Here is a 14,114-nt window from a genome sequence, read left to right on the forward strand (position 1 = left end):
GGTGCCGATCACAGTGCGCGCAATTGATGAGCACTGCAGGGAAGTGCCGTTTGCGAATGACGAAGTGACGTTCGACGTCACCGGCGCCGGCGAGTCGATCGGTCATGGCAACGGTGATCCGAATTCTCACAACGACGAAATTCGGATGCGGTGGTCGCGATCAATGGCAGCAAATTCAAGGCCGTCAACAGCAGCGACCGCAATTTCACCGATGTCAAGCTCAAGCGCAGGATGCAGGAGATCGAGGCCAACATCACTCGCTACCTGGCAGAGCTCGACACGGCCGACCGCCAGGAACCCGCCGCCAAGCAAGCGAAAACCGTCTGTCTCAACGACAAGATTTCGGCGTTGAAGGAACAGATGGTCAAGCTCAAGGAAATTGAAACGACGCTTGAACAGACAGGAGGAACGCCGATTTCACCGACCGATCCGGACGCTCGGTCGATGATGACGCGAGGCAGCGGCATCGTCGGGTACAACGTCCAGACGGCGGTCGATACCAAGCATCATTTGATCGTTGAGCACGAGGTGACGAACAACGGCAGCGACCGGGACCAATTGTCCGGCATGGCCACGAAAGCCCGCACTGCGATCGGCACCACGACGATGACCGCGATCGCCGACCGCGGCTATTTCAACGGCAAAGAAGTCCTGGCTTGTCATGAGGCCGGCATTAGCGCCCTGGTACCAAAAATAGGGACGTTCAACGCTATGTTCGGCGGCAGGTTCGACAAGGCCGATTTCATTTACGACGCGGAAAAGAACGAATACGCTGTGCGGCAGGCCAAGTGCTGATCTGGCGCTTTTCAAGCGTCGAGAATGGCATGACGAACCATCGATACTGGAGTTCCAACTGCAAAGGCTGAAGGGACTGAAATGCGTAAAAACGGAGATGAGCCTGCACGTACTCGCCTATAACTTTCGGCGCCTAATGAAGCTGCTGGGCATGATGGCAGTGCTCAATGCCATCAGGGCGTATGTCGGGCTTTTGAACGTACAAAAGCTGCTGATCGCGGCCTTGCAAAAATATCGAGCAGAGGAAACAACCCGTCACGGGCCATCTCGCGCTCCACAATTATGTCTGCCCGGGCGCGCAGGCTGAGGGATGCAAACTTCGTGTTTTTACACAGCCTGGACCCAAAGCAGACGTAGCGCGGCAACCTTTCGGCGTTAACCTATACCATTACTTAGCGATCCAAAGCTTTCTCGGAATAGCTCGACAGTAAAGAAAAAATACGCCGAGAAGGGAAAAAAAGGCCGTTCGATATGCCCCCTTTTGCGGATCGACGAAGTTCAACATTGTACACAGTAAGATCAAACTTACGATCAACAGTGCGCCCGCGTAGGCAAGTTGCCGCGCTTTACGTTCGATCATCAAGCTCTCCTAGTGGCATTTCGCTCCGGTCAGGATACACCACGATAGTCCGCTCTTGGCCCGATAGCGGACGTTCGGAATGGCTCAGTATGCGGCTTGTTGCTCTCGGAACAAGCCGAAGGGTTGTTACGTGTCCGAAGCGCTCGCTGTCGTTGTGGCAAACTTTTTATTTTGGGGCTAACTTTCTTAATTTGTGGCGCACTTTTTATCGCGCCACAGTGGATAGATCCCGGACCGTAACCCTTATTCGACCGTCACCGACTTCGCCAAATTACGCGGCTTGTCCACATCCGTCCCCCGCGCCAGCGCCGTGTGATACGCCAGCAGCTGCAGCGCCGCCACGTGCAGGATCGGCGACAGCAGGCCGTAGTGCTCCGGCAAACGGATCACGTGCAGGCCTTCGCCCGACGTGATGTGGGTGTCGACGTCGGCGAACACGTACAGCTGGCCGCCGCGGGCGCGCACTTCCTGCATGTTCGACTTCAGTTTTTCCAACAGGGCGTCGTTCGGGGCGATCGTCACCACCGGCATTTCTTCCGTCACCAGCGCCAGCGGGCCGTGCTTCAGCTCGCCGGCCGGATAGGCTTCGGCGTGGATGTACGAGATTTCCTTCAGCTTCAGCGCGCCTTCCAGGGCGATCGGGTAGTGGAGGCCGCGGCCCAGGAACAGGGCGTTTTCCTTGCGCGCGAATTCCTCGGCCCAGGCGATCACCTGCGGCTCCAGCGCCAGCACGGACGACAGCGCGACCGGCAGGTGGCGCATCTGCTTCAGGTAGTTCGCTTCCTGCTCGTCGCTCAGGCGGCCGTTGACCTGGGCCAGCGTCAGGGTCAGCAGGAACAGCGCGGCCAGCTGCGTGGTGAAGGCCTTGGTCGAGGCGACGCCCACTTCGACGCCGGCGCGGGTGATGTAAGCCAGCTTGCACTCGCGCACCATGGCGCTGGTGGAGACGTTGCAGATCGTCAGCGTGTTCGTCATGCCGAGGCTGCGCGCGTGTTTCAACGCGGCCAGCGTGTCGGCCGTCTCTCCCGACTGGGAGATCGTCACGACGAGGGTGCTCGGGTGCGGGACGCTGTCGCGGTAGCGGTATTCGCTGGCGATCTCGACGTTCACCGGCAGCTTGGCCACCGACTCGATCCAGTATTTCGCCGTCAGGCCCGCATAGTAGCTGGTGCCGCAGGCCAGGATCAGCACGCGGTCGATTTCCTTGAACACGCGGAAGGCCTGGTCGCCGAACAGTTCCGGCATGATGCCCGTCACGCCTTCCAGCGTGTCGCCGACGACGCGCGGCTGTTCGAAGATTTCTTTCTGCATGTAATGGCGGTACGGACCAAGCTCGGCCGCGCCCGTGTGGGCGTGCACGGTCTTGACTTCGCGCTCGGCCGGACGGCCGTCGACGTCGACGATCCAGTAGCGGGCCAGTTGCAGGTCGACCACGTCGCCTTCTTCCAGATAGATGATCTGGTCGGTGGTGCCGGCCAGCGCCATCGCGTCGGAGGCGACGAAGTTTTCTCCCTTGCCCAGGCCGACGATCAGTGGCGACCCCTGGCGCGCGGCCACGACGCGGTGTGGCTCTTCGCGGCAGAACACGGCGATCGCATACGCGCCGTGCAGGCGTTTGACCGCCTGTTGCACGGTATCGAACAGGTCGCCGTTGTACATGTGGTCGACGAGGTGGGCGATGACCTCGGTGTCGGTCTGGCTCTGGAATACATAGCCCAGGCCGGTCAGTTCGGCGCGCAGTTCATCGTGGTTTTCGATGATGCCGTTGTGAACGAGGGCGATGCGCGCGTCGTCGCTGTTCGGCGAGAAGTGCGGGTGGGCGTTCTTGGTGGCCGGCGCGCCGTGCGTCGCCCAGCGGGTGTGGGCGATGCCCGTAAAACCTTGCAGATGGGTTTCCTGGATCTGGGATTCCAGATCGGCCACGCGCGACGTGCTGCGCGAACGCGCCAGGCGGCCATCCACGTGCAGCGCGACGCCGCAGGAATCGTAGCCGCGGTATTCAAGGCGCTTCAGGCCTTCGATGAGCACAGGGGTGATGTTGCGCTGGGCGACTGCTCCGACGATGCCACACATGAATAAAACCTCCGAAATTGGTTGATGCATGCACTGTAGAGCAGAGGCCGCGAAATAAGCTTTCTAAGTAAGCTATATTTTGATAGATTATTTCACGACGCTTTCAACATGAAATATTCTTTCACTTTTTAGCAGAAATTTTACGCATATGTCGCCGGACGGCCCAATACTTGACGATCTGGATCGTCGCATCCTGAATATCCTGCAGGTTGACGCTGCGCAGACCAATGCGGAGTTGGCGGAATTGGTACACGTCTCGCCGCCGACTTGCCTGCGCCGCGTCAAACAGCTCAGGGAAAATGGTGTTATCGAGCGGCAAGTCGCGATCGTCGCGCCGGACAAGGTCGGCGCGCGGCTGTCCGCCATCGTCGAGATCACGCTGGATGTGCAGGCCGCCGACCGCATGGAGGAATTCGAGCGCGTGGTGGCGGATGAGGCGGCCGTGCTGCAGTGCTACCGCGTGTCGCCCGGGCCGGATTTCGTGCTCATCGTACAGGTGGCCGATATGCCCGCCTACCACGCCCTGGCGCATCGCCTGTTCACCACGCACAGCAATGTGCGCAACGTAAAAGCATATTTTTCTACGTTCCGCAGCAAGTTCGAAACACGCATCGCGATCTGACAAGCTGTGGATAACTCTGTGCATCTGTCCCCGACATATCGACGCGCGGGTGCCGCCATCGTCCGCCACATGCGCATTTCACCGCGTTTCTGAAACGATCAGGCCCGCCGGGAGAACGCGGCGGGCCTGTGGATGACTCTGTGGACTATCTTGTGGAAGGCCAGTTGACATCCCTGTGCACAGGCGGTGGACCAGGCTGTGAATTTGACGTGGATTGCCTGTGCGTATCCAGTGGACAGCTTACTTCTTGATCTTGACCGGGCGTGTCCAGTTCTCGATCGTCAGCTGTTTCGGACGCGAAATCGTCAGCTTGCCCGCCGGTGCATTCTTGGTCAGCGTCGTGCCGGCGCCGATCGTCGCACCCTTGCCGACCGTGACGGGGGCCACCAGCTGGCTGTCGCTGCCGATGAAGGCCTCGTCTTCGATGATCGTGCGGAATTTATTGGCTCCATCGTAATTGCAGGTGATCGTGCCGGCGCCGATGTTGACGCGCGAACCGACGTCGGCATCGCCCACATAGGCCAGGTGGTTCGCCTTGCTGTGGGCGGCGACCTTGCTGTTCTTGATCTCGACGAAATTGCCGACGTGGACGTCCTCGCCCAGTTCGGTCCCCGGGCGCAGGCGCGCATACGGGCCGATGACGGATTTCGCGCCCACGGCAGCGCCTTCCAGGTGGCAGAACGGCTTGATCTGCGCGCCTGCCGCGACGGTCGCGTTCACCAGCACGCAGTTGGCGCCGATGGCGACGCCGTCGCCGAGTTCCACGCGGCCTTCGAACACGCAGCCGACGTCGATGGTGACGTCGCGTCCGCACACGAGCTCGCCGCGCACGTCGATGCGCGCCGGGTCCATCAAGGTCACGCCCTTCTCGAGCAGGGCGATGGCGATGTTCAGCTGGTGACGACGCTCGAGCTCGGCCAGCTGCACCTTGCTGTTCACGCCCGCCACTTCCCATTCGGCCGATGGTTGCGCGGACACGACCGGCACCCCGGCCGCCACGGCCTGGGCGACGATGTCGGTCAGGTAGTACTCGCCTTGGGCATTATTGTTTTTCAGCGCGCCGAGCCAGCCCGTCATAAAGCGGGTCGGGATAACCATGATGCCGCTGTTGATTTCCTTGATGGCGCGCTCGGCTTCATTGGCATCCTTTTCTTCGACGATGCGCACGATGCTGCCGTTCTCGCGGACAATACGGCCCAGGCCGAACGGATTGTCCTGTTCGACGGTGAGGATCGCCAGCTTGTCGTCGCCGGCGGCCTCGACCAGGCGGCGCAGCGAGGCCGAGGTCGTCAGCGGCACGTCGCCGTACAGGACGAGCGTCGATGCGTTCTCGTCGATTTGCGGCAGGGCTTGCATCACGGCGTGGCCGGTCCCGAGCTGCGGTTCCTGCAGGGCGGTGTCAATGGCGACGCCGCCTTCCGCCGACCAGGCTTGAACCGCACTCGGCACCGCTGCGCCGCCGTGCCCATAAATCACGCATAATTTACTCGGGTTCAGGCTGCGTGCCGTATTGATAACATGCTGCAACAGCGGCTTACCGGCCAATGGATGCAAGACTTTCGGCAGTGCGGATTGCATACGCTTTCCCATGCCGGCGGCGAGGATGACTACGTTCATAGGCCGTTCTCAAACAAGTTAAAAAAGATGAAAAAGTTTAACACGCCCCCTACCGCATTCTCGCGGGCACGTATGTTGTTCCTGATCGCCTTCGTGGCGTTGCTGAGCGCATGCAGCGCGGTCCGCTTCACCTACAACCACGGCGACACATTGCTGTACTGGTGGTTGAACGCTTATCTCGATCTCGACAGCGACCAGTCCGACTGGGTCAAGAAAGACATCGACAACCTGTTCCAGTGGCACCGCACGACCCAATTGCACGATTACGCCGGCCTGCTGAGCAAAATGCAGCGCCAGCTCGGCGACGGCAACGTGACGCAGGATGAATTGCTCTCCGACTACCGCGACATCAAGGCGCGGACGGAATTGCTGGCCTTTAAGGCGCTGCCGCAGCTGGCCGATCTGGCGATGTCGATCAAGCCGGACCAGATCGTCCAAATGGAAAAGAAATTCGCGAAGAATAACGAGGACTTCCGCAAGAAATTCATGAGCGGCAGCATCGACGACCAACATAAGGCCCGCTATAAAAAAGCGATGGAACAGCTCGAACTGTGGTTCGGCAGCTTCAACCGCGACCAGGAGGCGGCACTGCGTAAAGCGTCCGACGCGCGCCCGCTCGACAACGAGATCTGGCTGCAGGAGCGCATGACGCGGCAGAAAAAAATCATCGCGCTGCTGCAGCGCATCCACCAGGATAAGCTGAGCAAGGAACAGACGATGTCGGCGGTCCACGACCTGCTGCGCGACCTTTTCGACCGCATGGACGCGCCGGACCGCAAGGCATTCTTCGATGCCTATGTCGACAGCACGTCGAAATTCATCCTGACGGCGATCCGCATCACGACGCCGGAACAGAAAGCCCATGCGCAGAAGCGCATGCAGGGGTGGATCAACGATTTCAACGCGCTGGCTTCTGGAAAGTGATGGGTAGGTAGGCACGGCGTACCCACCGGACGCCGTGCTATATTCCCGCCCATGCAAAAAAAGAAGTCCGCCCCCACCTATGCGCGCCGTCCCGGCCCGCCGCAACAGGTCCGCATCATCGGCGGCGCCTGGAAACGCACCCCGCTCCCCGTTCTCGACGCGTTCGGCCTGCGCCCCACGCCCGACCGCGTCCGCGAAACCGTCTTCAACTGGATCAACCACCAGACGACGGGCGACTGGGACCGCGCCGACTGCCTCGACCTGTTCGCCGGCAGCGGCGCCCTCGGCTTCGAGGCCGCCAGCCGCGGCGCCCGGTCCGTCACGATGATCGATACCGTCGGCGCCGTCGTGCGCCAGCTCGAACTGATCAAGGACAAACTCAAGGCGGACAATGTGCGTGTCCTGCGCGCCGACGCCCTGGCCGTGGCGCGCGACTTCATCCAGCGCGGCCAACGCTTCGACCTGATCTTCCTCGACCCGCCGTACCAGCAGGACTTCCTCGTCCAGGCCCTGCCGTTGTGTGCGCAACTGCTCAACGAAGGCGGCCTCGTGTATGCCGAATCGGGCGAGCGCCTGCCTTTTCCGGAGACGAGCGATGCGGCCGGCGACGTGCCGGAATGGCTGCAGCCGTGGCAGTTGGTCCGTGCCGACAAGGCCGGCATGGTGCATTACCACCTGCTAAAGTTGCATTAAAACACCGATTTTGACCCTAAAACTGCTTAAGGAATAAGCAAATGGCGCCCCACACCGGGGCGGCTGCCGAAATTTCAGGCATAATGCGCGTCTATTCAGGTGCATTCTCCAGGGAGCCGCAATGGTTGTAGCCGTTTATCCAGGAACTTTCGATCCGCTTACCCGCGGTCACGAAGATTTGGTGCGTCGCGCATCGGGTCTGTTCGACACCCTGGTGGTCGGGGTCGCCGACAGCAAGAACAAGCGTCCCTTTTTCTCGCTGGCCGAGCGCCTGGAAATCGCCAACGAAGTGCTGGGCCATTATCCGAACGTGAAGGTCGAAAGCTTTTCCGGCCTGTTGAAGGATTTCGTCCGCCAGCACGACGCGCGCGTGATCGTGCGCGGCCTGCGCGCCGTATCCGACTTCGAATACGAGTTCCAGATGGCGGGCATGAACCGCTATCTGCTGCCCGACGTCGAAACCCTGTTCCTGACCCCGTCCGACCAGTACCAGTTCATCTCCGGCACCATCGTGCGCGAAATCGCGATGCTGGGCGGCGACGTATCGAAATTCGTGTTCCCCTCGGTCGACCGCTGGCTGCAAAAGAAAATCGCCGAGCTGGCGGCCGCCCCGAAACCCTGAGGCTAGTTTGTCATGGCATTACTGATTACCGACGACTGCATCAATTGCGACGTGTGCGAGCCCGAGTGCCCGAACGACGCGATCTCGATGGGTCCGGAGTTCTACCAGATCGATCCGAACAAATGCACGGAATGCGTCGGCCATTTCGATGAGCCCCAGTGCCAGCAAGTATGCCCGGTCGCGTGCATTCCGTTCAATCCCGAATGGCGCGAAACGCGCGAACAACTCCAGGCGAAATACGATCGCCTGACCGCGGAAAAGGCCAAGGCGGCCTGACCCTCCGAAGCCGGCCTCGCGCCGGCTTTTCTTTTGGCGCGCGCCGTCCCGATCGGTCGTCGATCGGCCAAGCTTGTTCCAAAACACAACACTCCGATGCCCCACTTTGGTGCGCAGCAAATCCCCCGTCGTCATTCACGCGCCGTGATACCCGGGCCGGGGATTGTGCTATTGCAGCATTGAAATAGTTTTGAGTCTCTAATTTTGCCAACACATCGGTGCTATATTTATCTTGCAAAATTAGCACGCCCATTCTTTTTTTGGACGGAGAGACTCAGAATAATGATTAAAAATATGAGTATCGGCCAGCGTCTGGCCATCGGGTTCGGTGTCGTGATTGCCCTGCTGGTCCTGCTGGCAGGGCTTTCTTATGTCAGGATTGCCAGCCTGAACAAGGAAATGGACACGCTGCTCAAGGTGCGCTACGCCAACACGGTAGCGGCCAACCACATCAAGGAAGACGTGAGCGAGGCGACGCGCAGCATGCTCAACGTCCTCATCATGACCGATCCGGACCAGATCAAAAAGGAGCTCGCCAACACGGAAGCGCGCAGCGCCAACGCCACCACGCTGGTCGCCGAACTGGCAAAGAGCACGGGCGACGCCGAGGCCGCCGGCATCCTGAAAGCGCTGGCGGCCATCCAGAACAAATTCCTGCCGGCGCAGACGACCTTCATCCAACTCGTCAACGACGACAAGAAGGATGAGGCGATGATGAAATTCATGTTCTCGCTACGGCCCCAGCAGACACGCTACTTCGAGCAGCTGGACAAGTTCGTCGCCTGGCAGAACGCGGCGATGCACCAGGCCGGCGCCAACACGGCCGCCGTCACGCAGCGTACGCAGATGCTGATCCTGGCGCTGACGACCATCGCGGCCGGGCTGTCGCTGGGCGTCGCGTGGCTGGCCACGCGCAGCATCACCCGCCCGCTGGGACAGGTGGTGGAGATCGCGCGCCGCGTCGCCGACGGCGATCTCACGAGCGACATCGCGGTCGACAGCCGCGACGAAGCGGGCCAGATGATGGAGGCGCTGCGCCATATGAACGCCAGCCTGATCCGCATCGTCGGGGAAGTGCGCACGAGTACCGACTCGATGTCCTGCGCGTCAGGAGAAATTGCCAGCGGCAACCAGGACCTGTCGACGCGCACGGAATCGCAGGCAATGTCGCTGGCCCAGACGTCGAGTTCGATGCGCGCGCTCACCGGCACCGTGCAGCAGAACGCGGACAATGCGCGCCAGGCGAATCAACTGGCGGCCCAGGCGTCGGAGGTGGCGGCGCGCGGCGGCTCCGTCGTGTCGCGCGTCGTCGAGACGATGGGATCGATCACGACGTCGTCCAAGAAAATCGTCGACATCATCGGCGTGATCGACGGCATCGCCTTCCAGACGAATATCCTCGCGCTGAATGCCGCGGTCGAGGCCGCGCGCGCGGGCGAGCAGGGGCGCGGCTTCGCCGTCGTGGCGTCCGAAGTGCGCAGCCTGGCGCAGCGCTCGGCCGCCGCCGCCCGGGAAATCAAGCTGCTGATCGGCGATTCCGTGAACAAGGTCAAGGAGGGCAGCACCCTTGTCGAGCAGGCTGGCGTGACGATGGAAGAAGTCGTCGAAAGCGTGCGCCGCGTCACCGACATCATGGGAGAAATTACGGCTGCCAGCCTCGAGCAGAGTGCCGGCATCGCCCAGGTCAGCCAGACCATCGTCGCGATGGACGAGACGACGCAACAGAACGCGGCCCTCGTCGAGCAGGCCGCCGCCGCGGCCGCATCGATGCAGGAGCAGGCACAGCGCCTGGCGCGCGCCGTCAGCGTGTTCAAGCTGCACAATGCCGGTACGGATGCGCAAGCGGCGCCGCGCCTGGCACGATCCCCCCAGGCACTGGCCGCGGCCTGAACCGCGGCCGCCGATTTTCACAACGACAGCCTATTTCAAGGAGACACCTATGACTATCCACCAATCCGCCATCAAGGGCCTGCTCGCCGGCGCCGTCCTGACCCTCGCCGCCAGCCTGCCGGCCTTTGCCGCGGTCGACGTCAGCGGCTACAAGTTCGAGGACACGACCAAGGTCGCCGGCAAGGATTTGAAGCTGAACGGCGCCGGCATGCGCACCAAGTTCATCATCAAGGTCTACGCGGCCGGCCTGTACCTGCCGGAAAAGAAGAACAACACGGCCGAGGTCCTGAAGGAAGAGGGCCCACGCCGCGTGACGCTGCAGATGGCGCGCGACATCTCGTCGGAGGATTTCGGTAAAGCCTTCATGGATGGCCTGAACGAGAACATCGACAAGGCCGAAAAGCAGCGCATCGTGGCCCAGATCAGCAAGATGGGAGAACTGTTCGCCTCCGTCGACGGTCTCAAGAAGGGCGACGTGCTGCACCTGGACTGGATCCCGGGCACCGGTACGCAAGCCGAACTGAACGGGCAGAAGCTGGGCGGCCCTATCCCCGACATCAATTTCTACAACGCGATCCTGCGCATCTGGCTGGGCGACAAGCCGGTCGACCGCTCGCTCAAGCCGGCGCTGCTGGGCGAAGCCAAGTAACCCCTGTTTTTCCCCGCGACGCGGCCCCGGGCAACCGGCGGCCGCGTTTTTTTTCGCCCTCGATTTTTTGACTGCGTACCTCCCGTTTTTTTGGGTGTGGGGGGAGGCCAGCCGGCGCGCCGACGCCTCTGGCGCTTCACCCATTCGATGGAATCGATTTTTACTATCATTCATCCATGATGCGTAACCAATCATGAACTTCGGATATCGCCTGCATATATTCAATCAAACCATAGATACTCTCGGCGATTCTATCCATTTTTTCGTTTTATACCGCTCTTTTCAGACATGGTTGTGAATTACACAACATATCCACAATATGTCATCAACACTACAGAATATGCCATTAATGTGCCGTTAACTCATCAATTCATTGATCATCGATTTTTTGATACCTGCATTCGATATCGACTGATTGTTAAATAAAACCGGCGAAAAAACGCCTGATAACCCGAGCGACCTCAAGTTACCCGCGACGGGTGAAAATGGCTTACGTTTCAGGGATGGGGACGGGTCCGGAACACGGACGAAAAAAAACGGCGCCCGGATGACCGGGCGCCGCTTTCGAAGAGGAAGCTGTGTAGACTAAACGGTAAAAATCAGTGCGATCCCAGCACGCCGACGTCGGCCGGAGCGGCCTGGACGGTAGCAGCGAGCGTGCGCTGCTTGCGGCGTGCGGCCAGCTCATCCTTTGTCGGACGGGGGCGCACCACCAGCACCAGCGCGCGGGCGATGCCGATCAGGAGGGGGCGGAAGAACATCACGACGCCGCCCAGCAGGGTCAGCTGGACCATCACGAGCAGCAGGTGGGTGAAGGGAAAGGCCATCACCGGTGTCTGGAAAAGGGTCGCTGAGAAGGACATGGCAAGTCTCGGAGTGGCAATCTGATCTATTGTTCAATGTCACTATAGTGCAACGCAACATATAAATCTAATTACGCTTACTGATAGCTCTTATATTGATTGTGAATGGAAATCGGGTACACTTGCCGTACCGATGAACCATTTACTGCCAGTCCTGAACGGAGTCCCATGAGCTTCCTCACGCTTGATCTGAACCTGCTCCGCGTCTTCGACGCCGTCATGACCGAGCAAAACCTCACACGCGCCGCCGGTCACCTTGCGATGACCCAGCCGGCCGTCTCGAACGCCATCAAACGCTTGCGCGAAAGCCTGGGCGACGAGTTATTGATCCGCACGGCCTACGGCGTCAAGCCGACGCCGCGCGCGGAAGCGCTGTGGCCGGCCGTGCGCCAGGCCCTGGCCGCGCTGGAAGCGGCCGTGATGCCGGAAACGTTCGACGTCTCCAAAGCGCAGGCGACCTTCCGCATGGCGATGGCCGACGCCACGGCCGCCCTGTGGCTGCCGTCGCTGGTGCGGTCGATCGAAAAAGAGGCGCAGGGCGTCAACATCCGCATGGTGCCGCTGACCACGCGCGAACCGCGCCCGATGCTGCTGCGCGGCGACATCGACCTGGCCGTCGGCTTTTTCCCGGGCGTCGCGGCCCAGCTGTCGTACGAGACCGGCTCGCCGATCCGCCACGAGCGCCTGTATTCGGGCGAATACGTAGTCGTGATGCGCAAGAACCACCCGCTGGCCCAGGAAAAGCTCGACCTGGACGACTATTGCAAGTCGAACCACTTGCTGGTGAGCTTTTCCGGCCGCGCCCACGGCCTCGTCGACGAAGCGCTGGCGCAGATCGGCCGCGAGCGGCGCATCCTGCTGACCGTGAACCAGTTCTTCACGGCAGGCCGCGTGGTCGCCAATTCCGACCTCGTGACGGTCTTGCCCAAGCACCTGATCGCCTCGACGGGCGCGGCGGAACAGCTCACCTGGCGCGAGCTGCCGTTCCAGCTGCCGGCCGTGCACCTGGACATGCTGTGGCACGAACGCGACGGCCGCAGCCCGGCGCACCGGTGGCTGCGCAAGAACCTGGAAAGCCTCTCTGCGTCGGCGCAAAAAATGCTGCCGCAACGGTCGGAAACGTCGGAAAAAATGGAAAAGATTGCCTGACGATAGTTGTAGTGCGCATCACTACCGTCGCCCCTGCGAAGGCAGGGGCCCAATTTTGCGAGCGTGTGGATAACGCGAACAGAACTTGGGCCCCCGCCTGCGCGCACTGCTGTCCGGAATAAAATTCTTGACAGTTTCATCAGATGAGGCTCAGCTGGAGCTCTGCCATTTCTTGCTGAAGTCGCCGTCGTTGTCGATAGCGGGAAGCTTCGATCTCGGGGCGCTGAAACAAGGTGGCGCGTATCAGCACGAGACAGTCCCAGAGACTGATCTTGAGCGAGTGCCGCTGCTTGTAGAGCGCCACGAGCAAATAGCTGATCAACGCTGTAAGCACTTGGATGCGCACTGCGTTTTCGCTCCGCCCGAGGAATTTTTTGATTTTCAGGTGCTGCTTGATCCACTTGAAAAACAGTTCGATTCCCCAGCGCTCCTTGTAACGCTGGGCGATCTCGAACGCGGCGCTGTCCAGATCGTTGGTGGCCAGGACAAGCGGCGTGTCCTTTTCCGGGCGAGCGATCGTGATACGCCGTAGCGATGCCAGATATGGGTTGTCTCGTCCTCCGGGGCGCTTATGTTTGAGCTGGACGATTTCATCATTGAGCACGATCCCGGCGGCTTCGGCGGGAATGCTTCTTTCTTCGATTATCCGTAGGCCGGCATTGCGTTTGAACCGGGTAACGAACTGCGCCCCAGCCTGACTGATGGCGTTCCACCAGGCGTAGTCGCAGTAGCCTTTGTCGAAGACGTAAAGGGCGCCCCGAACCAGCGGTACGCTCCAGGCTTTCTCTACGTCGTTGACGTTGGCCGCGCTGAACGAAATCCAGTCTGGCGTCCGGGTCTGGGCATCAAGCAGGACATGGACCTTGATACCCTGGGTATTACGGGTACGGCTCTCTTGTGTCCAGCGCTCGAATTCCCGTCCCTTGAGCGTCAACGACGTCGAGTCGAGCAGATACATCAATTCAGCACTATCGCTGCGCAACTGACGCGACACCTGTCCCATCAGCCAATTGGCGACGTCACTGAACACGGTATCGGAGCGCCTGGCGTTCGCATCGGCCAGCGTCGTACGTTTGATCATCCCGGCGCCCAAATGGTAATGGTGAGAGCGGTGATGATTAAAGCCCGTCTCCAGCGCCCGCAAGCCCGGGGCTTCACTGAGCTGGCCGTACATCATCGCGATCAGGTGTTGCCAGTGCCCGAACTTCTTCGAGTACTTGTCGGCCTTGTGTCTTTTTACCAGCTGATCAAACTTCGAGCGGGGCAGGCCCTTTAATAATTCTTGAAAGGTAGCTATGCTGAACATGTTGCGGGGTTTTGGTTTTTTGAGTTTGGCGACTCGGGTATACGCCCGTAAACCA

At 60.5% G+C, this 14,114-nt stretch carries 12 protein-coding genes and 2 pseudogenes; 10 read left to right on the forward strand and 4 right to left on the reverse strand.

Annotated elements, in window-relative coordinates:
• Position 1 precedes the first annotated feature (1 nt).
• Positions 2-127: pseudogene (locus tag U9J41_RS27730) on the forward strand (hypothetical protein); the annotation flags it as partial.
• A gap of 14 nt (positions 128-141) precedes the next feature.
• Positions 142-1,102 (forward strand): annotated as a pseudogene (locus U9J41_RS27735) (transposase); the annotation flags it as partial.
• Between the two features lie 516 nt (positions 1,103-1,618).
• Here U9J41_RS27735 and glmS read toward each other — a convergent pair.
• Positions 1,619-3,448 (reverse strand): glutamine--fructose-6-phosphate transaminase (isomerizing), encoded by a 1,830-nt coding sequence (gene glmS / locus U9J41_RS27740; RefSeq protein WP_322405411.1) that lies wholly within the window; start codon positions 3,446-3,448, stop codon positions 1,619-1,621.
• A gap of 148 nt (positions 3,449-3,596) precedes the next feature.
• Between glmS and U9J41_RS27745 the strand changes: the two genes are divergently transcribed.
• Positions 3,597-4,070 (forward strand): Lrp/AsnC family transcriptional regulator, encoded by a 474-nt coding sequence (locus tag U9J41_RS27745; RefSeq protein WP_322405412.1) that lies wholly within the window; start codon positions 3,597-3,599, stop codon positions 4,068-4,070.
• Between the two features lie 240 nt (positions 4,071-4,310).
• Here U9J41_RS27745 and glmU read toward each other — a convergent pair whose 3' ends face one another.
• Positions 4,311-5,687 (reverse strand): bifunctional UDP-N-acetylglucosamine diphosphorylase/glucosamine-1-phosphate N-acetyltransferase GlmU, encoded by a 1,377-nt coding sequence (gene glmU, locus U9J41_RS27750; protein WP_322405413.1) that lies wholly within the window; start codon positions 5,685-5,687, stop codon positions 4,311-4,313.
• On the opposite strand from glmU, the gene U9J41_RS27755 reads away from it, so the two are divergent.
• The 6 genes from U9J41_RS27755 (at position 5,589) to U9J41_RS27780 (ending at position 10,741) form a co-directional block, all read left to right on the forward strand.
• A complete protein-coding gene (locus tag U9J41_RS27755; protein WP_322405414.1) occupies positions 5,589-6,611 on the forward strand; it encodes a DUF6279 family lipoprotein in 1,023 nt (340 codons plus the stop codon). The genes glmU and U9J41_RS27755 overlap by 99 nt on opposite strands.
• 51 nt (positions 6,612-6,662) lie before the next feature.
• Positions 6,663-7,304 carry a 16S rRNA (guanine(966)-N(2))-methyltransferase RsmD gene (rsmD, locus tag U9J41_RS27760; protein ID WP_322405415.1) on the forward strand — a complete coding sequence of 214 codons (642 nt, stop codon included), beginning with the start codon at positions 6,663-6,665 and terminating at the stop codon, positions 7,302-7,304.
• Between the two features lie 121 nt (positions 7,305-7,425).
• The gene (gene coaD / locus U9J41_RS27765) at positions 7,426-7,926 is read left to right on the forward strand and encodes a pantetheine-phosphate adenylyltransferase (RefSeq protein ID WP_322405416.1); all 501 of its coding nucleotides are present in this window, start codon (positions 7,426-7,428) and stop codon (positions 7,924-7,926) included.
• Between the two features lie 12 nt (positions 7,927-7,938).
• Positions 7,939-8,202 (forward strand): YfhL family 4Fe-4S dicluster ferredoxin, encoded by a 264-nt coding sequence (locus U9J41_RS27770; protein WP_322405417.1) that lies wholly within the window; start codon positions 7,939-7,941, stop codon positions 8,200-8,202.
• 294 nt (positions 8,203-8,496) lie between these two features.
• Positions 8,497-10,092 (forward strand): methyl-accepting chemotaxis protein, encoded by a 1,596-nt coding sequence (locus tag U9J41_RS27775; protein WP_322405418.1) that lies wholly within the window; start codon positions 8,497-8,499, stop codon positions 10,090-10,092.
• A gap of 49 nt (positions 10,093-10,141) precedes the next feature.
• Positions 10,142-10,741 carry a chalcone isomerase family protein gene (locus tag U9J41_RS27780; protein WP_322405419.1) on the forward strand — a complete coding sequence of 200 codons (600 nt, stop codon included), beginning with the start codon at positions 10,142-10,144 and terminating at the stop codon, positions 10,739-10,741.
• 599 nt (positions 10,742-11,340) lie between these two features.
• Here U9J41_RS27780 and U9J41_RS27785 read toward each other — a convergent pair.
• Entirely contained in the window at positions 11,341-11,604 is a 264-nt protein-coding gene (locus U9J41_RS27785) for a hypothetical protein (RefSeq protein ID WP_322405420.1), read from the reverse strand.
• Positions 11,605-11,772: 168 nt separating this feature from the next.
• Here U9J41_RS27785 and U9J41_RS27790 point away from each other — a divergent pair, with 168 nt between their 5' ends.
• Positions 11,773-12,753, forward strand: a complete 981-nt coding sequence (locus U9J41_RS27790; protein WP_322405421.1) for a LysR family transcriptional regulator — start codon at positions 11,773-11,775, stop codon at positions 12,751-12,753.
• A gap of 139 nt (positions 12,754-12,892) precedes the next feature.
• On the opposite strand, the gene U9J41_RS27795 is transcribed toward U9J41_RS27790, so the two are convergent.
• Positions 12,893-14,114: IS4 family transposase (locus U9J41_RS27795; RefSeq protein WP_322405422.1), on the reverse strand; the 1,222-nt coding region annotated here is incomplete at its 5' end.

Source organism: Massilia luteola (assembly GCF_034420155.1).
GTDB lineage: Bacteria > Pseudomonadota > Gammaproteobacteria > Burkholderiales > Burkholderiaceae_D > Telluria > Telluria luteola.